The sequence below is a fragment of the Primorskyibacter sp. S87 genome (assembly GCF_049801055.1).
GTDB lineage: Bacteria > Pseudomonadota > Alphaproteobacteria > Rhodobacterales > Rhodobacteraceae > JBNAGF01.
In genome coordinates, this window is sequence record NZ_JBNAGF010000002.1 from 446,201 (window position 1) to 469,326 (window position 23,126).

Sequence of the window (23,126 nt, forward strand, 5' to 3'; positions counted from 1 at the left end):
GCCACCCCCTCACTACGGACAACTGGGATGAGCGAGTCACTCCGCGGAGTATTGGCGATGATCGCGGCCTGCACGATCTGGGGGCTGTCTCCGCTTTTCTACAAGCTGCTCGATCATGTGCCGCCGCCCGAGGTGCTGGCCCACCGAACGCTTTGGTCCGTCATCTTCTTTTCCGGGGTACTGGCGCTTCAGGGGCGGCTGTCCGAACTCAGGGCGGCGCTCCGGGGGCGTAAGCAGGTTGCGATGATCGTGATTGCCGGGCTGATGATTTCGGTCAATTGGTTCACTTTCATCACGTCAATCCAGATCGGGCGGGCAACCGAGGCAAGCCTAGGGTATTACATCTTTCCGCTGATGGCCGTGCTGGTGGGCTGGTTCTGGTTCGGCGAACGGCTTGGCGGGTTGCAATGGATGGCCGTCGGGCTGGCGGCAATTGCCGTCGGGCTTCTGAGCTGGGGGCTGGGGGCGACGCCGTGGATCTCGCTGATCGTGTCTGTGACCTTCGCCCTTTACGGTGCGTTGAAGAAACAACTTCCGTTGGGGCCAGTTGTATCCGTCACCGCTGAAATCCTTGTATTGATGCCGATATGGCTGCTGTTGCTGGCCTGGTATCATGGCACGGGGCAGGGTGCTTTTGGTCTCGATCTGGGGGAAAGCCTGCTGTTGATGTTTTCTGGGCCCATGACCGCCATGCCGCTCATTCTGTTCGCGATGGCGGCCCGGCGGGTGGCCCTGTCAACCGTTGGATTGCTACAATATCTCAACCCGACACTGCAGTTTTTCTGCGCTGTTGTGGTGTTCGGAGAGCCGTTCACGCCTTGGCACCAGCTTGCATTTTCCTTGATCTGGATGGCGCTGGCCGTGTTCTCGCTGGCCTCGCTGCGTCAGGACAGGGCGGCGCGCAGAGCTTCTACTGCGCTGTCGGAGTCGTCAGCCCATGTCAGGAACCCAGCCAGCGACGGATCGGCAAATCCCTGATCAATGACATGGTCAATCAGCTGGCGCAGCGGATCCCAGTAGCCTTGGGTGTTCAGGATCACAATTGGCTTGCCGTGCAGGCCCAACTGGCGCCATGTCAGAGCTTCGAACAATTCGTCGAGCGAGCCCGCGCCACCCGGCAAGACCACCACGGCATCGGCGTTCATGATCATGACCTTCTTGCGCTCATGCATGGTCTCGGTGACGACATAGGTGTTGAGATCGGTCTTTCCGACTTCGAGGTCGACGAGATGTTGGGGGATCACACCGAACGTGTCGCCACCGGCCTCCTGAGCGGCGCGGGCGACCTCTCCCATCAGACCGACATCCCCGGCGCCATAGACCAATCGCCAATCTTCACGGGCCATTGCGCGGCCAAAGGATTGTGCATCCGTTGTATAGGCGGGCATTGCCCCGGCGCGGGATCCGCAATAGACACAAATGGATTTGACGGACATGGGCTGCTCTTTCCTGTCGGACTAGCGGGTTTTGACCCGTGATACCGGGATTGCTAGGCTGGCTCAACAGGGCGGATAGGTTGAACGTACAGAAGTGCGACGGCGGTTCGCTGATGGGGAAGGAAGAAGATGGCTGGGCACTCCGAAGGAGGATTGGGCACCCTAGGGTGGACCGCGCTGGTTGGTGCGGGCGCTGCAGTGGTGGCCGGGGGGCTGTATTTTGCCGGTTCATTCGAACCCGATACCGACGAGCAATCGGTCTCGGCTCCGGCAGCAGAACAGACGGCAGAACAGACGTCGGAACAGGCGACTGACCAAGCAACAAACCAGACGCCGAGCCAGTCAACCGACGAAACGTCCAGCCAATCCACGACCTCGGCAGCTTCGCAGGACTCTGAGCCCGAACCCGTTTCCGAGAAAGCGGCGGCTTCGGCTGCGTCCGATGGACAGGCGGGATCAGGCGAACAAAGTCAGGCGACCTCTCAGGAGCCAAGCCCGGCGCAGCCTGCGGACAGTTCCGCACAATCGGCGGAGGCCGATGAGACCGCATCTGTCGAGAACGTCGAACCCTCCGCCCAAGCGCCTGAACCGGACGCCGGGACCGTAGCCGATACCGCTGCCGAAGATTTGCCGGCCACGGAACAAGCGGATCAGGTCGTCGCGGCGCTTGATGAGGGTGAGTCTATGGAACCCGATGCGGATCCGAAACAAGATGCCCCTTCAAAGGATCCCGCGCCGCAATCTCTGATGGAGCCCAGCTTTGACCTTGTTCGAGTTGAGCCCGACGGAACCGCGATGGTCGCGGGCCAGGGAGCGCCGGGCAGTGAAGTTCAGGTGTTGATTGACGGGCAGGAAATTGATCGACTGACGGTGGATTCCTCCGGCAATTTTGCCGGTTTCCTAACTTTGGCGCCCGGGGATGCCCCACGTGTATTGACGTTGCTTGGCGCGCTGGACGGTCAGCAAGCGCGGTCGGCAGAAGAGATCATCCTCGCGCCGGTTCAGCCGCAACACGAGCCTTCCTCGCAGGACGACGCTGTCGCAGACGCACAAAGCCAGCCACAACCAGACGCCGACGAACAGTTGCAAGCCGATGCAACCGGGGTTTCGGGCGCTGCCGATGCGGAACCGGCGCAGCAGGTTGTCCAATCCGATCAGGCGGCAGAGCAGGACGCCGCGCAACAGGACGAACCGGACACCTCGCAAGCCGAGCCTGCGATAGCTGTTCTGAAGTCGACCGAGGAGGGGGTGGAACTGCTGCAGCCGGCAACACCGCAAGCCCCGGAAGTGGTCGATCGGCTTTCACTCGATACGATCAGCTATTCGGAGACCGGCGACGTGCAGCTCAGCGGGCGCTCGGGTGGCCTGTCCGGACCGGGCTCCAGCGTCCGTGTCTATCTGGACAACCGCGCTGTTGCGGATCTTGATGCAGGTGAGACTGGCAATTGGAAAGGGCAGCTTTCGGGCATCACACCGGGGGTATATACGTTGCGCCTCGATCTGCTGAACGCCGGAGGCGAGGTGGTTGGGCGACTGGAAACCCCGTTCAAGCGCGAAGCCCCCGAGGTGCTGAACCCGCCAGCCAATCCGACAAGGGCACAGGTCGAAACCGAAACTCCGCTGATCCGTGCTGTGACGGTGCAGAAAGGCGATACGCTCTGGGCCATTTCGCGTGACCGATACGGGGAAGGTCTGCTTTACGTTCGGCTGTTTGAGGCAAACAAGGGCAACATTCGCGATCCCGACCTGATTTATCCCGGGCAGGTTTTCACAATTCCCGAGTGATCCTCCTCTGGCCCTTGTCGGCTCAGAGATTATCTTAGACGTCAACGCAACAGGGCGCCGGGCAATTCCGGGCCGGACAGAGGCAGGCAATGAGACGACTGGCCCCCAAACATTCCAGCGATGTATCCGCCGAAGCCGAACGGCGCTCGGGCTGGCGAACGCTGCGCCGGGTGGTGCCTTATCTCTGGCCGGACGACGTGCCGTGGGTCAAACGCCGTGTCGTGCTTGCTATGGTCATGCTGGTGCTCGCCAAGGTGATCGCGGTTTACACGCCGATCCTTTACAAAGGCGCAGTGGACAGCCTTGCCGCCGAAGGCGTGCCGCCGCTGGCGCTGGGGGCCGTGGGGCTGACCGTCGCCTATGGCGTGGCTCGGTTGATGACCGTCGGTTTTCAACAATTGCGCGATGCGATCTTTGCACCGGTGGGTCAGCGTGCACTGCGCAAGCTGGCACTGGAGACCTTTCGCCATATCCACCGTCTGTCGATGCGCTATCACATCACCCGCAAGACCGGAGGGCTCAGCCGCATCATCGAGCGCGGGGTCAAGGGTGTGGAGTTTCTGCTGCGCTTCCTGCTGTTCTCGATCGGTCCTCTGATCATAGAATTGCTGCTGGTGGCCATCATCCTGACCGTGTTGTTCGATGTCCGCTATCTGATCGTCGTGGCGGTGACCATCGCGCTCTATATCGGTTTCACCTTCAAGGTGACGGAATGGCGGGTCAAACTGCGCCGCGAGATGAACGATCAGGATACCGAAGCCAACCAGAAGGCGATCGACAGTCTGCTCAATTTCGAAACCGTCAAATATTTCGGCGCCGAAGAACGCGAAGCGGCCCGGTATGACCAGTCAATGCAGGGTTACGCCCGCGCGGCGTTGAAAACGGCCTATTCGCTGGCCTTTCTGAATTTCGGGCAATCGTTTCTGATCACCTGTGGATTGATTGCAGTGATGGTGCTGGCGGCGCTTGGCGTCCAGCAGGGCAACCTCACCGTCGGCGATTTCGTGATGGTCAACGCCTATATGATCCAGATCACCGTACCACTGAACTTTCTTGGCACAGTCTATCGGGAAATCCGGCAGGCGCTGGTCGACATGGGCGAGATGTTCGATCTGTTGGAGCAGCCTGAAGAGGTTCGTGATGCCACGGATGCGAAACCGCTCGACGTGCGCGGCGGCGAGATCGCACTGGAAGACGTCACCTTTGGCTACGACCCAGACCGTAAGATCCTGAACGGTGTCTCTCTGACCGTTCCGGCGGGCGAGACAGTTGCCATCGTCGGCGCAACCGGGTCAGGCAAGTCCACGATCGGTCGATTGCTGTTCCGGTTCTACGATGTGACTGGCGGGGCATTGAAGATCGACGACCAGGATATTCGGGACGTGACGCTCAAAAGCCTGCATCAGGCGATCGGTGTGGTTCCGCAGGACACGGTACTGTTCAATGATACGATCCGCTACAACATCGCCTATGGCCGTGATGGCGCCACGCAGACCGAGATCGAGGCCGCAGCGCGGGCAGCCCAGATCCACGACTTCATCGTCACGTTGCCTGAGGGGTATGACACCAAGGTCGGTGAACGCGGCCTGAAGCTGTCGGGCGGTGAGAAACAACGCGTCGGCATTGCGCGAACCCTGCTCAAGAACCCGCCGATCCTGCTTCTGGACGAGGCGACGTCGGCGCTGGACACGGATACCGAGCAGGAAATCAAGGATGCGCTCGCACGGGCAGGAGAGGGACGGACCGTAATCACCATCGCGCACCGCCTGTCCACCATCGCCGAGGCCGATCGGATCGTGGTGCTGGAACAGGGCGAGATTGCCGAGCAAGGTACCCATGCCGAATTGCTGGACCGGAACGGTCGGTACGCACAACTCTGGAACCGCCAGAAGGCCAAGGCCGACGCAGCCTGAAGACGACGTTTTCAACCTCTGCTGGGTGTTTCCGGCTGGCAGGGCTTTACCCGTGCCGCATGGCCCTCCAAACAAGAAACACCCGCCCTATACCGGGCGGGTGTTTCTGGAAATGATGGTGTCTGCGCGCTTTACTCGGCAGCTTTGAGCGGCGGTTCTTCCGGCGCCACCTTTGAATTGGCATCATCCTCCGGGACACCTGCCGGCTCGGCTTGGGGTGCGTCCGGATCATATGCCGTCCAGATGATCTCGGTGGCGCCCATCTTGCGGGTGGCCTTGCGCAGGTTCATGTCGCGGGCAATGCGGCTGGAACGCCCGGCGGTGAGGCGCGCCAACAGCCGGCCCAGCGCTTTCATGTAGGTCGAGAACCAGACCCGCAGCGCCAGCATGGATGGGGTGACGATCAACGTCAGAACTGTGGCGATGCCCAGACCGAACACCACTGCTGTCGCCAGCTGTTTCCACCACAGCGAGGTGGGGCTGTCGATCGAGTAGCCGCCGCCGATAAAGTCGAGGCTGAGGCCGAACATCATCGGTGTCAGACCGGCCATGGTGGTGATTGTGGTCAGAAGCACCGGCCGGATCCGCGCTTCGGCGGTGCGCACGATGGCTTCGATCCGGGGCATGTAGCGGCTGTATTCCTGATAGGTGTCGATCAGAACAATATTGTTGTTCACCACAATGCCGGCCAGCGCAACGATGCCTGTTCCGGTCATGATGATCGAAAACGGCTGTTGCATGACCATCATGCCGATCAGCACGCCAGTAGTGCTGAGAACCACCGCCAGCAGCACCAACACCGAATTGTAGAAGCTGTTGAACTGCGCCAGAAGAATGATGAACATCAAACCCAGCGCGCCCATGAAGGCGCTTTGCAGGAAGGCACCGGATTCGGCCTGCTCTTCCTGATCCCCGGTCCATTCCCAGCTGATCGACGGAGGAAACGGATTTGTTTCAAGCCACTCGGTCAGCAGCGCGATGCGTTCGTTTCCGTTGATCTGCGCCAGCCGTGCCTCGCCGCCATCGAGCGCAGCCTGAATATTCTCAATGTTGTTGCCATCAACAAGGTTTGCCACTTCGTAGAGGGAACCGTTGGGGCCGGTCACAGAAATACCATCGGCGGGTTGTGTGCCTTCGGGCAGAGCGCGAAGCATGGCGAGGCGGGTTTCCGACCCGTCTTCGGCGGCTTCGACAACCGAGACCAGTCCGGCCTGAACGTCTGCCTTGACGTCAAAGAACCGTTCCTGGTCCACGCGGGTGATTTGGGCCAGCTTTTCAACCGGCTCGCGGGTAATGAAATTCGACAGCGGTACCAGACCATCCGGCGTTCGCACCCGAAGCGTATCGAGCGTTGACAACACCCGATCCTGTTCGGGCAGGCGAACGCGGATTTCGATTTCGTCATCCGAACTGTCGACGCGCATCGTGTCCAGCAGGATACCGCGGGTCACAAGCTGCACCATCGCGCCTACTGTGGCCACATCGGCTCCGAACCGACCGGCCTTGGCCACATCGACGTCGATCTGCCAATCAATGCCGGGCAGGGGGAGGCTGTCCTCGGTCCGGAACAGACCCGGGGTCGCATTGAACTGCGCGCGGGCGGTTTCGGTGGCACGCACCAGCTCGTCCCAGTCATCACCACGTATCCGCAGATGCAGCGGCTTGGCCGAAGCCGGCCCCTGTTCCAGCGCCTCGATTTCGGCCTCGAAACCGGGAAGCTTGGCCAACTCGGCGTTCAGCTCAGCCAGAACCACGTCGCCGTCAAAGCGGGGGTCGATGACTTCCTTTTCAAAACCCAGCCAGTTGGCCAGGAATGCACCGATCGGACCGCCCAGCGTTTCCGAGGTTGTCGGGCGGTCTTCCCACGGGGTGATTTCGAACTGCACGCGACCCACGGTATCGGCCGGGGCTTGCGCACCACCGTTGTTCTGGTTCAACCCGCCTTCTCCGGCAAAGGCAAACACATTGGTGACGGCCGGGTGAGCGCTGATAACCGCTTCGGTCTGCCGCACCATTTCGTCTTTTTCGGCAAGCGAGATGTTGCCGCGCGCCCGGACATAAGTGGTGGCCTGTTCCGGCTCGCTTTCCACGAAGAATTCGACGCCCCGTGCATTGGCCGGAAACAGAATGAAGGCGATATAGAACACTGCGGCAAAGACAGTGCCGATTGCTACGATCGGCATGATCGGATTGCCTGCGATCCCCTTGATGAACAGGCCAAACACCGAATGGCGATGGGTGGTGTCGATCCGGCGCTGGGGCATTTCGATCCGCGCTGCGGACAAAGTGATCGATCCGCCAAACGCGCCCAGTACGAAGATGACTGCTCCGATCAGTGAACCGGCAGGCGCGCCTTCGGGAAGGATGTATCCGGGGTTCAGCATCTGCATCGCGCCGATGAACATCAGGTAGAGAACCGGTGGCACCATCACGGCGCGCAGCCACCATGGGGTGCGGCCGCGCAGCCACTCAGAAGCGCGGGTGAAAAGGCGGCTCATCCGGCCCGAGACACCGCCCATGACCGGCAGATAGATCAGTGCGACGACCAGCGACGCACTAAGCACGAAGATCAGGGTCACCGGCAACATGCCCATGAATTCACCCGGAACACCGGGCCAGAACAGCATCGGCAGAAAGGCGCAGAGCGTGGTCGCGGTCGAACTGACAATCGGCCAGAACATCCGTTGTGCTGCCTCGACATAGGCGTGCATCGGGCCGACGCCCTGTTTGATGCGCTTGTCGGCATATTCGACCACGACGATCGCGCCATCGACCAGCATGCCCACCGCAAGGATGAGGCCGAACATCACGATGTTCGAGATCGGCACACCCATTGCCGCAAGCAGCGCGAAACAGAGCAGGAACGAGGTGGGAATGGCGAAACCGACGAGCAGGGCGGCGCGGCTGCCCAACGCGGCGAGAACCACGATCATCACCAGCGCAATCGCAGTCAGAACTGAGCCTTCGAGCTGGCTGACCATCGAGGCCACGACGCGGCTCTGATCGTTCGAGGTGCCGACCTGAACGGCGGCTTTCATCTCTTCTGGCCACTTGGCCTGCGCCGCCGCAAGCGTCTCTTTCACTTGTGCGACCGTGTCGATCAGATTGAAGCCCTTGCGCTTGACCACCTGCAGCGCAACAGTCGAGTCGCCATCAAAGCGGGCCGTGCCCTTGCGATCCTCAAACGTGTAGTTGATCTGAGCAAGCTCGCCCAGCGTGACCACGCGGTCGCCGTTGGTTTTCACCGGCAGGTTATAGACATCCTGAGCAGTCTTGAACGACGAGGGGATTTTGACCGAGAACGTGCCCTGTTCGGTTTCAACTTCGCCCGCTGCGATGAGCTGGTTGTTGTTCTGCACCACGTTGATCAGTTCGGTGGCGGTGACGTTGTAGGCCTCCAGCCGGAGCGGGTCGATCACCACTTCGAGCATCTCGTCACGATTGCCGGCGATACCTGCTTCGAGAACCGAGTCCAATGCCTCAATGTCGTCCTGCAAGTCCTTGGCTATGCGTGCCATCGTGCGTTCGGGCACTTCACCGGTCAGGTTCACGATAACAATCGGGAACTCGGAAAAGTTGACCTCGGTAATGGTGTATTGCTCGGCTTCATCGGGAAAGTCGGCCTGCGCCGAATTCATGGCATCGCGCACGTCGGCGATGGTCGCGGACTTGTCCCACCCGAACTCAAACTCCAGCAGGATCCCGGCGTAATTCTCGGATGCCGTGGCGGTCATCTTGTCGAGTCCGTCGAGATCGGCCAGCTCCGATTCCATCGGTTTGACCAGAAGGCTCTCGCTGTCTTCGGCGGAAATGCCGGGGAACTGCACTGAAACGTGCAGCATCGGGATGTCGATATCCGGTTCACCCTCTTTCGGAAGGCTGGAATAGGCAAACCCGCCGACCAGCAGCGAGATCACGATAAAGGCAAGGATCATCCGGGCGCGTTCAGCGGCCCAGGCGACAACTCCTGTCATTTCGTGGCCTCCCGATAGGTGGGTGCGACCTTCACCCCCTGGGTGACGAAGTCCTGGCCGACCACGATCACGTCAGCGCGGTCACCAAGACCGCCGACCCAGACGCCATCGGCCTGATCCCGCAACAGCGTCACGGGGCGGAACTCGACAAGGTTTTCAGCTCCGACGACACGCACTCCTAGTTGGCCCTCGTTACTCAGGGTCAGCGCCGATTGCGGAAGCTGATGCGCCAGTTCGCCGTCCGCCGAAATGGCGATCTCGGCAGTCTGACCATCGCGGATCAGCAATTCAGGGTTGGGCACGGTAATTTCGACTTCGAAAGTCCGGGTGGTCTCATCGGCAGACCGGCTCAGGAAAGTTACGCGGCCTTGAACCTGCTGTCCTGTGGCCAGCTTGGCTCCGGCCAGAGTGCCAACGGTCACCCTCGAGACTTCGGTTTCCGGGACGAATCCGACCAGCTTGATGGGGTCGAGCTGAATGACCGTGGCGCAGAGGCTACCGGCTTCGCGCTGCAACAGGCTTCCCAGCTCCGCGGTATCGCTTTCCAGCAGACCGTCAAACGGGGCGGTCATGGTCAACCGGTCGATCTCGCGCTCGGCAGCGGCCACAGCGGCCGCTGCGGCCTCGATTCCCGCCTGAGTAGCTTCCATGCCGGCCTCTGCCGAGGCGATTCCAGCTTCGGCGGTTCTGACGGCAGCTTCGGTCGAAACCTTGCGTGTTTCAGAGGCATAACCGCCCTGAAGCAGCTTCTCCGCAGCTGTATAGTTGATCTTGGCTTCCGCCAGACGGGCGTGCGCCTCATCCAGACGAGCCTGAGATTCCGGAACGCGCGCTTTTGCCTCGGCCAGCCGGGCACGCGCTTCTGCCAGCTGCGCCTCGCGGGTGCCGGGATCAAGGCGGCAGAGAAGATCGCCAGCCTCGACGAAGGCGCCTTTGCGCAACGGTTCAGAAATTACGGTCGACGAGGTTTCAGCTCGAACCTCAACCTGGCGGGCCGCACGGGTCTGGCCGCGCAGAACAACTGCACTGTCAATGCTGCGCGCCTCGGAACGCAGAACGACGACGCCGACAGCCGGCTCCTCCGTATCAGCAGCAGCGGCGGTAGCCGCGTCCTGCGGCTCCGTGCTTTCTTCGGCCTTGGCATCACCAAGCGCGAACGCCATCAGCGCCTCGCGCTCGAACACGACAAGATAAAGAGCGACCGACACAATAACGGCGGTCAGAACAGGGATCACTCGCATAAGATGCCTCTTTCAAATGATCATTTGCTGCAGGCCGGGCCGATGCGGGTCGCCGGCGCGGAGTCCATGAGGTTCCACATGGGGTCTCTGAGACCATCTGTCCACACTAAACTAACCAGTTCAGATTATTTTTTTTCGCGACGTAACGCAAGCAAGGGGAAACGGAGCGGTTTCCTGTCCTTCAGGCACTTGGCTTGACGCATGTGGCAGGCTAAGAGAGGGCCACCCGCGCTTTGACGCGATAGGGTTTTCGGAACGACATTCGGGGCAGGCATGAGCGACACGGACAGTTTCATTGACGAGGTGACCGAAGAGGTTCGCCGCGACAGGCTTTATGCCCTTTACAAGAAGTATGGCTGGATTGCCGTTGTGGTCATTGTGGCCATCGTCGGCGGGGCCGGTTTCAATGAATACCGCAAGTCACAGAAGATTGCCGCTGCCCAGAAGTTGGGGGACGATATGATCACCGCATTGGCGGCTGACGATCCGGCCGGGCGTGCTGCCGGCCTGACGCAGGTACAGGCGGATTCGGCCGGTGGCGATGCCGTGTTGAAGATGATGCAGGCAGCGGCTCTGGCCAATTCCGGCAAGCTCGAAGAGGGGCTGGCAGCGCTGAACACTGTGGCCACCAACGGAGACCTGCCGAAGATTTACAGAGATCTGGCGCAGTTCAAGGCTCTGACCCTACAAACCGAAACGCTACCGGTGGCCGATCGTCGCCTCCAGTTCGAAGCGCTGGCGGCGCCCGGAGCACCGCTGCGGTTGCTGGCCGAGGAACAGCTTGCCCTGATCGAGGTTTCGGAGGGTCAGGCCGACGCAGCAATTGAACGTCTTCAGGCCCTGATTCAAGACGCCGAGGTGACCTCGGACTTGCAACAACGTGCCAGCCAGTTGATTGTGGCGCTTGGCGCGACGCCCGAAACCGCTCCGGGCCAGCAGGACTGACACCGGGCGATCCCGATTTACTCGACGCAGATTGCGTGACTGCGTGAAAGACGCGACAGGAAGACGACAGGAAGACAGGCCGGTTCACATGAAAACAGTGTTTCCTATTTCCCGCACCGGGTTGGCGATGCTTGGCAGCGCGCTCCTGTTTCTTGCCGCCTGTGACGATCCCGAGATCATCCTTCAGGGTGACCGAGAGGATATCCGTGCGCCGGGCCAAGGGTCCGGAACCGGCGAAGTGGTCAATCAGAGTCGGTCCATCCGTCTGCCCGGCCAGACAAACAACGCCGAATGGGCCCAGCCTCCGGGAACGCAGGCCTACAGAACGGCGCATCCGGCGCTGCGCGCGACACCGCAGCGGATCTGGTCGCAATCAATCGGGTCCGGTGACCAGCGCCGCGCGCGGATCACCGCATCTCCCGTTGTCGCTGGCGGGCTTGTCTACACGTTGGATTCGGGGGCGCGCGTCACTGCCCTGACGCCTGCGGGTGCCGTTGTCTGGCAAACTGATCTTGTGCCAGCGAGCGACTCGGAAGGGCAGGCCACCGGCGGTGGGATGTCCTATTCCGGAGGGACACTCTTCGTTTCCAGTGGTTTTGGCAGGCTGACGGCGCTTGATGCCAAGTCGGGCGGCGTTCGGTGGCAGCAAAAGCTGGATTCAACAGGCTCTGGCACGCCGACCGTCCGCGACGGGCTGGTTTATCTGGTGGCTGGCGACGACACCGGTTGGGCCGTCCGCACGAAGGACGGTCGCATCGCGTGGCAAATCAAAGGGACACCAAGTGTCGGCAACGTTCTTGGTGCCCCGGCGCCGGCGCTGACATCTGACCTTGTGGTGTTTGCATTCGGCTCCGGTGATTTGGTTGCAGCGTTCCGCAAGGGTGGGTTGCGCAGATGGGATGCTTCGGTTTCCGGGCAGCGCATTGGTCGGGCAGCGGCCCGCATCGGGGATGTCACGGGCAGCCCGATGATCGTTGGCAACCGGCTCTATGCAGGTAATCACTCGGGCCGCATCGTGGCACTGGACACCGGGCTGGGAGACCGGCTCTGGACCACCCGCGAAGGCGCGGTTGGCCCGGTCTGGCCGGCCGGAGACAGCATTTTTGCCGTGACCGACCGCAGCCAGCTGGTGCGCATCGCAACCTCGAACGGTGAGGTCATTTGGGCGGTGGATCTACCCGGCTTCGTTAAGGAAAAGCCCGGTAAACGCGGGGCGATCTTTGCCCATTACGGCCCGGTCCTCGCGGGTGGACGGCTGATCGTAGCCTCCAATGACGGCCTGCTGCGGCAGTTCGACCCCCAGAATGGCGCGCTTGTCGGCACGATTGAAGTGCCCAACGGGGCGACCACACAGCCGGTCGTGGCCGGAGGCACGCTCTATGTTGTCTCCACCAAGGGCGAACTGCACGCTTTCCGTTGATGCAAGGATGCGCTAAAGGGCGCATCTTAGTTTGAGAAAGAGCGACACATGTCTTTCACCCTCGCCATCGTGGGGCGCCCCAATGTGGGCAAGTCCACCCTGTTCAACCGATTGGTTGGAAAACGTCTGGCCCTGGTCGATGACCAGCCGGGCGTAACCCGTGACCTGCGCGAAGGCGAGGCACGGTTGGGAGATCTGCGGTTTACCGTGATTGACACGGCGGGCCTCGAAGACGCCAATGACGACTCGCTGCAGGGACGGATGCGCCGGCTGACCGAGCGCGCCGTGGACATGGCCGATATCTGCCTGTTCCTGATCGATGCCCGCACCGGGGTTACCCCGACCGATGAAATCTTTGCCGACATCCTGCGGAAACGGTCGGCGCATGTGATCCTTGCCGCCAACAAGGCCGAAGGCAGCGCTGCGGATGCCGGGGTACTTGAGGCATACGGGCTGGGGCTCGGCGAGCCGATCCGCCTGAGCGCCGAGCATGGCGAAGGGATGCCCGAGCTTTATTCGCATCTGATGCCGATAGCGGACCAGATGGAGGAGGCAGCTGAGCAATCCGCGCCAGAAACCGACGTTGAACTGGACGACGATGCCGAGGATGGCGAAACACCGGCCATCTCAGCCGCCCGCCCACTGCAAGTGGCTGTGGTCGGCCGCCCGAATGCAGGGAAGTCGACGCTTATCAACAAGATCCTCGGCGAAGACCGCCTGTTGACCGGTCCCGAGGCCGGGATCACCCGCGACTCGATATCCCTGCGCATGGACTGGCAGGGGACGCCGATGCGGATCTTTGATACGGCGGGTATGCGCAAAAAGGCCAAGGTTCAGGAAAAGCTCGAAAAACTGTCGGTTTCCGACGGATTGCGCGCAGTCAAATTCGCCGAAGTCGTCGTGGTGCTGCTGGATGCGGCCATTCCGTTCGAACAGCAGGATCTGCGCATTGCCGATTTGGCCGAGCGCGAAGGCCGTGCTGTTGTCGTCGCGGTGAACAAGTGGGATGTCGAAGAAAACAAGCAGGAAAAGCTGCGTGACCTTAAGGAAGCCTTCAACCGGCTTCTGCCACAGCTGCGGGGCGCGCCGCTGGTCACCGTCTCGGCCAAGACGGGCAGGGGTCTGGACCGGCTGCATGACGCGGTACTGCGCGCCCATGATGTTTGGAACCGCCGGGTGCCAACTGCCGCTCTGAACCGATGGCTGATCGGTATGCTGGAGCAGCATCCGCCCCCGGCACCGCAGGGCAAACGGATCAAGCTGCGCTATATGACCCAAGCCAAGACCCGGCCACCGGGGTTCGTGGTGATGTGCTCTCATCCGGACAAGATGCCGGATAGCTATACCCGTTACCTGGTCAATGGGCTGCGCGAAGATTTCGACATGCCCGGCACGCCGATCCGACTGACATTGCGCGGGCAGGGTGACAAGAACCCCTACAAGGGGCGCCGCAAGAAAAACGCTGGCGCGCTGGCCAAGCATCTGGGCAAAGGCCAAAAGGGTAAGTCCTGATCACGGGCCCTTGGCGCGGCTCATTGACCTCGTGACGGCATTCCGGATTGCGAATATAACGAAAAGGCAGGCCAAGTTGGCCCTGCCTCTTGCCAGCATTGGCTAGGGCGTTATTTTTGAATTGATTTTGGGAAAAGCCTGTCCGGGTCCCGACAGGGGCCGTTTTGGGGGAAGACATGGATCTCAGAGCCTATACGCGTCAATATACGCAAAAGGACAACCGGATTGCCGCGCTAAGTTACTTTGGCACATTCGCGGTGTATTTCAGCGCTCTTTACCTGGCGATCGCTTATGTCGACCGCTGGTATATCGTGCTTCCGGCAGGTGTGATTTTTGCCTTCTCGGCGGTGCGCCTCTACGTGTTGCAGCATGACTGCGGCCATCATTCCTTGTTCGAAACAAGGGAACAGAACGAGTTGGCGGGCCATGGGCTGTCGCCATTCACCTTTGCGCCGTTCGAAGTCATGAAGCAGAATCACAACCTGCATCATGCCGGGGTTGGCAATCTTGAGCATCGTGAAACAGGCGAGATCCACACGATGACCCTGCGGGAATGGAATGAGGCCGGGTTTTGGACGCGCCTGCAGTATCGGTTGTATCGCAACCCGTTTGTGCTGATTCCGATCGGTGCATTGTTTACGTATTTCATTCGCTATCGCTGGCCCAAGAACACCACGCGCTTTGGCATCATGGGGGTTCTGCTCCACAACCTTTCGATTCTGGTCTTTCTTGGCCTGCTTTATCTGGTTGCCGGAACAACCGGATTGCTGGTCTGGCTGGCCTTCAGCCTGCTGGGCGGGATGATCGGGGTGTTCCTCGTCTACCTGCAGCACAATTTCGAGGACACATATTGGGACAAGCGGCCCGATCTCGATCCGCAGCTTGCCGCCCTGCAAGGGTCCTCGGCGCTGGATTTCGGATGGTGGTTCGACACGACGGTGGCGTGCATCACGCTGCACGATATCCACCATTTCAACGCGCGGATCCCATCCTACAGGCTTCGGGCTTGCCACTACAACCTGCCTGAGGAATACGCGCCTCGCCGCATCAAGTTCCCCGAGGCGGTTGCGGCCCTGTCGCTGAAGCTTTGGGATGAGGACGCGCAGCGGCTCGTGCCGTTCCCAAAGACGCGCCAGACCAGCACAGGCGGAACGACGGTCGGAGCCGGCTGAGATCAATCGGATGAGCCCCGCGCCGTTCTTGGGATATGATGCCGCGTTATTTCGACGAGGTGTTGACAACCGCCCCCTGTCCGGACCCGATGAACCGGGAGCAATTCAAAGAGAGGTTGGGCTATGACCCCAGTGAGCAAAGTGCGCGGTGTCGGACCGGCATTGGCACGGTCTTTGGCCGAGAACGGTTTTGAGACCGCAGAACAGCTATCACGCGCCGAACTGGCTCAGTTGACAGGGATCTCGGGCATTGGCACCACGCGGGCCCCTCGGATCATGGCAGCCGCTCAGGAAATTTCCGTAGGCGCAATGAACGGGACAAAGGCCAAGGCAGAGCGTGCGCAAGCCGAAGCTCAGCGCGCCAGAGACGCCGAAGTCGCGGCACAAGAGGCCAAGATGGCCCGCATCAAGGCCAAAGCCCGGAAAGCCAAGAAGCGGATTCGCGAGCTCGAGGATCAGATCGAGCAGGCAAAGCTGAAGGCAAGTAAGAAGGACAAGGGCGAAAAGTCCGGCAGCAAGAAGAGCAAAACCAAAAAGGACGATGCCAAGAAAGACAAGGCCAAGAGCGACAAGTCCAAGAAGGGCAAGTCCGGGAACGACAAACCCGGCAAGACAGGCAAGAAGGCCGACGCCAAAAAAGGCGGCAAAGGCAAAAAGTCCAAAAAGTAAACCGGCCGCCCACAAGGAACGGCGGCCCGGATCAGGAGCCGCCGCGTTTGTTTGTGAAGCTCGGGGTCGGGCTGTTTCTCAGCCCAGAGTTCCATCCAGTTGCAGTGTCAGTTTCCCGCCAAGATAAGGCGCGAGGACGTCCGGCAACGTGACAGTTCCATCTTCGTTCTGACCGTTTTCAAGAACTGCGATCAGGCACCGGCCGACGGCAAGGCCCGATCCGTTCAGCGTATGCACGAATTGTGGCTTGCCGCCATCTGCCGGCTTGAAACGGGCATTCATGCGGCGGGCCTGAAAATCCCCTGTGGTCGAGACCGAGGAAATCTCGCGATAGGTGTTCTGGCCGGGCAGCCATGCCTCGATATCAAAGGTCCGGCGCGCGCCGAATCCCATATCACCGGTGCACAAAACAACCGTGCGGTAAGGGACGCCCAGCTGCTCCAGCAGATCCTCGGCGCAGCGCAGCATCCGTTTCTGCTCGTCGTCAGACGTGTCGGGGTGGGTGATCGAAACCATTTCGACCTTTTCGAACTGGTGTTGACGCAGCATGCCCGACGTGTCCTTGCCGGCGCTGCCGGCTTCGGACCGGAAGCAGACCGTATGCGCGGTCTTGCGAATGGGCAGGGCGTTTTCTTCGAGGATATCGCCAGCCACAGAATAGGTCAGCGTTACCTCGGACGTGGGAATCAGCCACCAACCGTTTGTGGTCTGATAGCTGTCGTCTCCAAACTTGGGCAGCTTGTCGGTGCCATACATGGCCTCATCACGGACAAGAACCGGGGTGGCGGTCTCGGTCAGGCCGTTTTTTTCCACATGTGTGTCCAGCATGAACTGGGCCAGTGCCCGATGAATGCGCGCGACGCCCTTGTTCAGATTGACGAAGCGGCTTCCCGAAGTCTTTACGGCGGTTTCGAAATCCATGCCCTCAGCGACCGAGGCGATTTCGAAATGTTCTTTTGGTGAAAAGGCAAAGTCCCGCGGTGTGCCCCAACGGTTCACTTCGACGTTGTCGTTTTCATCTTCACCCAGCGGGACATCCTCGGCGGGAAGGTTTGCGATGCGGGCCAACTGGTCGGTCAGCCTGGCATCCAGTTCCTTGGCTTCGGACTGCATGGCGGCCACTTCGGCCTTTTTCTCAGCCACCAAAGCCCGCAGCCGTTCAAACTCGGCTTCGTCACCACGCCCCTTGGCGGCCCCGACTTCCTTCGATGCCTTGTTCTGATCGGCCTGCGCGGTTTCGGCGGCGAGGATCTTGGCCCGGCGGGCTTCGTCAAGTTCCAGCAGAGCCGAGGACATCGGGTCATCCCCACGGCGCGCAAGGGCTGCGTCGAACTGGGCGGGTTTTTCGCGAATGGCGCGGATGTCGTGCATGGCTCGGTCCTCGAAATCAGGTGATCATCAGGTGATTCACGGGCGCGGTTATGCACTATCTGCTACCCGGGTGGTAGCGGTGGATTTCATTCTCGCTCGCTATGGGCAAGTTTGCCATCCCAGCCCTCGGGTGGGATCTTGGGTTCGGGCGGGTCGGTCTCGTAGGATGGGGTCATGATCTGCACCCGGTTTTCCGTAAACACAGCCATGATGTTGCGGTGCAGATCCGACGTGATGCGTGGGATCGATGCTCCCCGTGTCGTATAGGCATTGATCTGATAGTTGATCGCATAGTCGGCAAGAGCGGTCCACAAAACAAAGGGTTCGGGCCGGGTCTTGAGGCCCTTGGTGCGCTGAGCCGCCTCGATCAGCATCGCCTCGATCTTTTCGGGAGGCTCCTCATAGCCGATCCCGACGGTCGTGTGCAGCAAAAGTCCCGATCCGTCTATCTTGCGCGAAAAATTTACGACATCGGAGTTCAGTAGTTGGGCATTCGGAATCGAAATCAGCTCGTTCTTGATCGACTTCAGGTGCGTTTCCATCAGTTTGATCTCGACCACGTCGCCAACATGATCGCCGACTTTGATCCGGTCTCCGATCGAGGTGGAACGGCGGTAGATCACGAACAAGCCCGACAGGATGTTGCCGACCACCGAGTTCGACCCCAGCGAGAGCATCGCACCAATCAGGATGGTCAGGCCCTGAAAGGCGGCCGAGTCGGATCCCGGGATATAGGGAAAGGCAAAAACCAGCGAGATCAGGATCACGATGGCCCGCGCAATATTGAAGGTAGGATTAATCCAGTGCCGCTCGAAATTGCCAAGGTCGAAGCTTCCGGCCTCGACCGCTCTCATCAGCGCCTTGAGGCCCTTGATCACATACATCGTCAGCAGCCAGATGATGGCAAGCGTGATCAGGTTGGGAAGGTAACTGATGAAGCCCAGCACGATATGCAGGACTGGCTCGGTCACATAGGTCAGCAGCAATTGTGCGATGTATCGGGTTTCGGCAAATGAAAGCAGAACGAAAGAGAGATAGTAGTAGACGCCGAGGAAAAACAGGATCAGCAGAACAAAGTTCACGCCGAACCGGATCAGCGCGGCAATGGCCTCGGCCTGAACCTCGGCATTTGTGGCGGATTCTACACCGGCAAGCTTCCGGTGCACCAGCTCGGTTACCCGGTTCTTTACCCGTCTGCGGATCCAGAACAGTGCGATGGAGAATACGGCAAATCCGAGCGTCCACAGGGCCGCATCAATGGCGCTGCTGACACGGGCTTCTTCGGTGCGGCCGCTACGATAGAACAAGATCGCCTGCCGGATGGATTCCGCCTGGAGCCGTGCCAGAACCGGCAGGTCCATCTCGTCTAGTTCGGCATCGGCCTCGGTTACAATCGTCACCGGGATACCGTCGGCCGTGATGGCCAGCCCCAACTCATCGTCAGAAATGGCGATGGCCACGCTATCGGTTGTATTGGCCACGGCGGCTTCAATAATCCGCTTTTGCACTCCGGCGGCCCGTTCCGAAGCGGGCAGGGCGGAAGACCCTCGAATCTCGAACAGCGTTTCTCCGTCGATGATGACCGGCGCGCTATAGGTGTCGTCCGGTTCTTCGTCTTGCGGCAGCGCATCGACTTGTTCGGTCTGGGCCTGAAGTTCATGGGGAACAGTCAGGCCAAGGGCAAAGCACATGACTATTGCGGCCACCCTAAGCCAGCCGAAAAAATCTGCCGCCATATTCATGCGCGCGTGATCCCCATCCCGTTTCCACCGACTATATCCGCTGCGGCGCGTCTGACTAGGGCATTGCCGCAACACCATTTGGTGTCTTGTATGGTTGATCCCTTCCAGGCTGCAAAATGCGATACCCGAAAATCACCTGTTCGGGCCGCCTTGCAAACGGATCATCCACGGCATAGGTTCGCGCAAAATCTCCGGGGGTGTTCCCCCGATCTCAGAATAAAGGAATATCCCATGGATGGTGGCGCAATCGCCCAGTTTCTCCCGCTGATCCTGATCTTTGCGATCATGTATTTCCTGCTGATCCGTCCGCAGCAGAAGAAGATGAAAGAACATCAGGCCATGGTCGAAGCGTTGCGACGGGGTGATCAGGTTGTCACTCAGGGCGGTCTGATCGGCAAGGTCAGCAAGGTCAAGGAAGACGGAGAGATCGAGGTCGAGATTGCCGATGGCGTCAAAGTGCGCGTCGTCAAGTCCACGATCGCCCAAGTTCTGAACAAGACCGAACCGGCAAGCTGAGCCGGGCCGCGAACCTCTCAACCGACTTTTATCTGACAGGGCAGGCCCATGCTGCAGATTGATCTATGGAAGCGGGCGCTGATCTGGCTGGTCGTCGTGGTCGGCTTGGCGCTGGCAATTCCAAATGCGTTCTACACCCGCGTGGAACAGGCAAATGACGCCAAGGCGGCAATCGAAATCGGGCAAACCTCGCCCGAACTGACCGAAGCCGCCGGGCAATGGCCGAATTGGCTGCCATCCTCCCTTGTCAATCTCGGGCTGGATCTGCGTGGTGGCGCGCATCTGTTGGCCGAGGTTCAGGTCGGCGACGTCTATGCCTCGCGTATGGAGGCGATGTGGCCAGAGGTGCGCGATGCCCTGCGCCATGAACGCGCCACGGTTGGCACGATCCGCCTGCAGCCCTCGGCACCTGACGAAATGCGGGTCAAGATCTCGCAGCCGGATGGTATGGACCGGGCGGTTCAGGTGGTGCGCGGGCTGGCTCGACCGATCCAGTCGCTGACCGGAGCCGGTTCGAGCGATATCGAGGTGCGCGCTGACGGGGATGAGATCGTTGTCACCCTGAGCGAAGCCGAAAGGCTGGCATCGGATGACCGAACGGTTCGGCAGGCGCTGGAAATCGTGCGTCGGAGGATTGATGAGGTCGGCACGCGTGAGCCCACGATTCAGCGTCAGGGTGCCGACCGGATCCTGATTCAGGTGCCCGGTATCGGTTCAGCGTCCGAGCTCAAAGAGATCATCGGCACCACGGCCCGGTTGTCTTTCCACCCGGTTGCCGGTCGCGGATCTGACGCCGATGCCCCTCCGGGTATTGGCAACAAGATTGTCCCCTCGCTGGACGAAGAGGGGATTTATTACACCATCGAGGCTGCGCCGGTTGTCACCGGAGAGGAGCTGGTGGATGCCCAGCCGTCCTTTGATCAGAACGGCCGGCCGGCCGTTAGTTTCAGGTTCAATACCACGGGCGCGCGCAAATTCGGCGACTATACTGCCGAGAACATCGGCAACCCCTTTGCGATCGTGCTGGATGACGAGGTAATCTCCGCTCCGGTCATTCAGGCGCATATTCCTGGTGGTTCGGGCATCATCACCGGCCGTTTCACGGTCGAGGAAAGCACCGATCTGGCCGTGTTGCTGCGCGCGGGGGCACTGCCTGCCGGGCTGAACTTTCTCGAAGAGCGGACCATCGGCCCGGAACTCGGTCAGGACAGCATTGATGCGGGCAAGGTTGCAACCATTGTAGCCTTTGCGGCAGTGCTGGTCTTCATGGCGCTCAGCTATGGACTGTTCGGGCTTTTTGCCAACGTGGCACTAATCCTGAACATCGGCCTGATCTTTGGCCTGCTGTCCCTGATTGGCGCCACGCTGACATTGCCGGGCATTGCCGGGATCGTTCTTACAGTGGGTATGGCGGTTGATGCGAACGTTCTGATCTTTGAGCGTATCCGCGAGGAGCTGAAAACCGCCAAGGGGCCAAGCCGTGCCATCGAGCTTGGTTACGAAAAGGCGCTGTCGGCCATCCTTGATGCCAACATCACCACATTCATCACGGCGGTGATCCTGTTTGCAATGGGCTCCGGCCCGGTGCGGGGCTTTGCCATCACTCTGGGGCTGGGCATCCTGACCTCTGTGTTTACCGCCATCTTCGTCACCCGGCTTCTGATCATCATGTGGTTCGAACGCCGCCGCCCGAAAACGATTGAGGTGTGACATGCGACTGAGACTTGTTCCCAAGGAAACCTCGTTCGATTTCTTCAGCCGCTGGAAGATGTGGCTGGGCCTTTCGGCCTTGCTCATGGTGGTGGGCTTTGCGTCCTTCGCCATACAAGGGCTGAATTTCGGCATCGATTTCCGGGGCGGCACGACGATCCGAACCGAAAGCACGCAACCCGTGGACGTTGGCACCTATCGCGGCGCGATCGAGCCACTGGGGCTGGGCGATGTGTCGATTACCGAGGTGTTCGACCCGACCTTTGACGAGGACGAATACGTCACGATGATCCGGATTCAGGCGCAGGAAGGCGCAGAATCGGTCACGGCGGAAATGGTCGAGAATGTTCATGCGGCGCTGAAATCGGTGGAACCTGACATCAAGTTCGTGTCGGTCGAATCCGTTGGTCCCAAGGTATCGGGTGAACTGGTGCAGACTGCCGTATTGGCCGTCGCGCTCGCGATTGGTGCCGTGCTTGTCTATATCTGGCTGCGTTTCGAATGGCAGTTTGCACTGGGTGCCGTGGCTGCGCTGGTTCATGACGTGATCCTGACCATCGGCGTGTTTTCGGAATTGCAGATCAAATTCGATCTGGCGATCATTGCGGCGCTTCTGACCATCGTTGGCTACTCGCTCAACGATACCGTGGTGGTGTTCGACCGGGTCCGTGAGAACCTGCGGAAATACAAGAAGAAGGACCTCAAGGAGGTTCTGAACCTGTCGATCAACGAGACCCTGTCGCGCACGGTGATGACCTCGGTGACGACGCTTCTGGCACTGATTTCGCTGTATGTGCTGGGCGGCGACGTAATCCGGGGCTTTGTCTTTGCAATGATCTGGGGCGTGATCGTCGGCACCTATTCGTCGGTCTTCGTGGCCTCGACCATCCTGCTCTGGCTGGGTGTGAAACGGGATTGGACCAAGCCTTCGAACACCTCCGGCAACCAGTTTGCTAACATTGATGCCTGATACCCTTTTGGCCGCGCTGGCAACGCCGGGGCTGGGCTGGATGGTATTGACAATAGCCGCGGCCGGACTGGTCCGCGGCTTTACCGGTTTTGGAACCGCGATGATCTTTGTGCCGGTGGGGACGCAGTTCCTGCCGACGGCGGATGTCGTGTTCCTCATGGCCTCAACCGGTATCTTCTCGACAGCTGCGCTGTTTCCGCAGGCATGGCGGCAGGCCGACAAGGCCGAGGTAAGCGCGCTGGCAATCGCGGCCGGGATCACGGTTCCCCTGGGCTTGTGGATCATGGCGCAGCTAGACGCGCTGACGCTGCGCTGGATTGCCAGCGCGGTGATCGGCGTCACGCTGTTGGCGGTGATCACCGGTTGGCGTTGGGAAGGGAAACTGGGCTGGCCGGGCCGGTTCGGGATTGGCGGTGCGGCGGGCACGGTCGGCGGGATGACCGGTCTCACCGGCCCGGTCGTGATCATATTCTACCTAGCCAATGCCCGGGACGTGACCAAGGTTCGCGCGAACACCATCGTGTTTCTGGCGGCGCTGGACGCGGTGATCGTGGCCAATCTGGTGTTCGGCGGGATCGCCAGCCTGCAGACCCTGTGGGTGGCGCTGATCCTGTCACTGCCTTATCTCGCTACAACGCTGATCGGGAAGGCATTGTTTGACCCCGGGCATGAGAAAGCCTATCGCATGGCGTCGTACTCCGTGATCGCGCTGGCCGTGATCTCGGGCCTGCCGGTGTTGGACTGAGGAGC

Annotated in this window: 17 protein-coding genes; 12 read left to right on the plus strand and 5 right to left on the minus strand. The window is 60.4% G+C overall.

Going from position 1 to position 23,126, the window contains the following annotated elements; translation table 11 throughout:
• The first annotated feature begins 27 nt into the window (after positions 1–27).
• Positions 28–978: an EamA family transporter RarD gene (gene rarD, locus ACP15U_RS05710; protein WP_425044177.1), complete on the plus strand. Its 951-nt coding sequence runs from the start codon at positions 28–30 to the stop codon at positions 976–978.
• On the opposite strand, the gene ACP15U_RS05715 is transcribed toward rarD, so the two are convergent.
• The gene (locus tag ACP15U_RS05715) at positions 885–1,436 is read right to left on the minus strand and encodes a TIGR00730 family Rossman fold protein (RefSeq protein ID WP_425044178.1); all 552 of its coding nucleotides are present in this window, start codon (positions 1,434–1,436) and stop codon (positions 885–887) included. The two genes, rarD and ACP15U_RS05715, sit on opposite strands and share 94 nt — an antisense overlap.
• Positions 1,437–1,565: 129 nt before the next feature.
• On the opposite strand from ACP15U_RS05715, the gene ACP15U_RS05720 reads away from it, so the two are divergent.
• Together ACP15U_RS05720 and ACP15U_RS05725 are read left to right on the plus strand one after the other, a co-directional pair.
• Positions 1,566–3,221 carry a LysM peptidoglycan-binding domain-containing protein gene (locus ACP15U_RS05720; protein WP_425044179.1) on the plus strand — a complete coding sequence of 552 codons (1,656 nt, stop codon included), beginning with the start codon at positions 1,566–1,568 and terminating at the stop codon, positions 3,219–3,221.
• A gap of 89 nt (positions 3,222–3,310) precedes the next feature.
• A complete protein-coding gene (locus ACP15U_RS05725) occupies positions 3,311–5,134 on the plus strand; it encodes an ABCB family ABC transporter ATP-binding protein/permease (RefSeq protein ID WP_425044180.1) in 1,824 nt (607 codons plus the stop codon).
• Positions 5,135–5,265: 131 nt separating this feature from the next.
• On the opposite strand, the gene ACP15U_RS05730 is transcribed toward ACP15U_RS05725, so the two are convergent.
• Positions 5,266–9,108 (minus strand): efflux RND transporter permease subunit, encoded by a 3,843-nt coding sequence (locus tag ACP15U_RS05730; protein WP_425044181.1) that lies wholly within the window; start codon positions 9,106–9,108, stop codon positions 5,266–5,268.
• The gene (locus ACP15U_RS05735) at positions 9,105–10,349 is read right to left on the minus strand and encodes an efflux RND transporter periplasmic adaptor subunit (protein ID WP_425044182.1); all 1,245 of its coding nucleotides are present in this window, start codon (positions 10,347–10,349) and stop codon (positions 9,105–9,107) included. The genes ACP15U_RS05730 and ACP15U_RS05735 overlap by 4 nt, the downstream gene beginning before the upstream one ends.
• Positions 10,350–10,622: 273 nt before the next feature.
• On the opposite strand from ACP15U_RS05735, the gene ACP15U_RS05740 reads away from it, so the two are divergent.
• The 5 genes from ACP15U_RS05740 (at position 10,623) to ACP15U_RS05760 (ending at position 16,067) form a co-directional block, all read left to right on the plus strand.
• Positions 10,623–11,294 (plus strand): hypothetical protein, encoded by a 672-nt coding sequence (locus tag ACP15U_RS05740; protein WP_425044183.1) that lies wholly within the window; start codon positions 10,623–10,625, stop codon positions 11,292–11,294.
• Between the two features lie 88 nt (positions 11,295–11,382).
• Positions 11,383–12,714: a PQQ-binding-like beta-propeller repeat protein gene (locus ACP15U_RS05745; protein ID WP_425044184.1), complete on the plus strand. Its 1,332-nt coding sequence runs from the start codon at positions 11,383–11,385 to the stop codon at positions 12,712–12,714.
• Positions 12,715–12,762: 48 nt separating this feature from the next.
• Entirely contained in the window at positions 12,763–14,226 is a 1,464-nt protein-coding gene (gene der / locus ACP15U_RS05750; protein ID WP_425044185.1) for a ribosome biogenesis GTPase Der, read from the plus strand.
• Between the two features lie 176 nt (positions 14,227–14,402).
• On the plus strand, positions 14,403–15,398 hold the full coding sequence (locus tag ACP15U_RS05755) for a fatty acid desaturase (RefSeq protein ID WP_425044186.1): 996 nt from the start codon (positions 14,403–14,405) through the stop codon (positions 15,396–15,398).
• Between the two features lie 123 nt (positions 15,399–15,521).
• Positions 15,522–16,067, plus strand: a complete 546-nt coding sequence (locus ACP15U_RS05760; RefSeq protein WP_425044187.1) for a helix-hairpin-helix domain-containing protein — start codon at positions 15,522–15,524, stop codon at positions 16,065–16,067.
• A gap of 78 nt (positions 16,068–16,145) precedes the next feature.
• On the opposite strand, the gene serS is transcribed toward ACP15U_RS05760, so the two are convergent.
• The gene (gene serS / locus ACP15U_RS05765) at positions 16,146–17,438 is read right to left on the minus strand and encodes a serine--tRNA ligase (protein WP_425044188.1); all 1,293 of its coding nucleotides are present in this window, start codon (positions 17,436–17,438) and stop codon (positions 16,146–16,148) included.
• Positions 17,439–17,524: 86 nt separating this feature from the next.
• Entirely contained in the window at positions 17,525–19,180 is a 1,656-nt protein-coding gene (locus tag ACP15U_RS05770) for a mechanosensitive ion channel family protein (RefSeq protein WP_425044189.1), read from the minus strand.
• Positions 19,181–19,411: 231 nt separating this feature from the next.
• Between ACP15U_RS05770 and yajC the strand changes: the two genes are divergently transcribed.
• The 4 genes from yajC to ACP15U_RS05790 are packed head-to-tail and all read left to right on the plus strand — an operon-like array spanning position 19,412 to position 23,121.
• Positions 19,412–19,696 (plus strand): preprotein translocase subunit YajC, encoded by a 285-nt coding sequence (yajC, locus tag ACP15U_RS05775; RefSeq protein WP_425044190.1) that lies wholly within the window; start codon positions 19,412–19,414, stop codon positions 19,694–19,696.
• 48 nt (positions 19,697–19,744) lie between these two features.
• Complete coding sequence (gene secD, locus ACP15U_RS05780) at positions 19,745–21,406, plus strand: protein translocase subunit SecD (RefSeq protein ID WP_425044191.1); 1,662 nt, start codon at positions 19,745–19,747, stop codon at positions 21,404–21,406.
• Between the two features lies 1 nt (position 21,407).
• On the plus strand, positions 21,408–22,376 hold the full coding sequence (gene secF / locus ACP15U_RS05785; RefSeq protein WP_425044192.1) for a protein translocase subunit SecF: 969 nt from the start codon (positions 21,408–21,410) through the stop codon (positions 22,374–22,376).
• On the plus strand, positions 22,369–23,121 hold the full coding sequence (locus ACP15U_RS05790) for a TSUP family transporter (protein ID WP_425044193.1): 753 nt from the start codon (positions 22,369–22,371) through the stop codon (positions 23,119–23,121). Before secF ends, ACP15U_RS05790 begins: the two co-directional genes overlap by 8 nt.
• Positions 23,122–23,126: the final 5 nt, after the last annotated feature.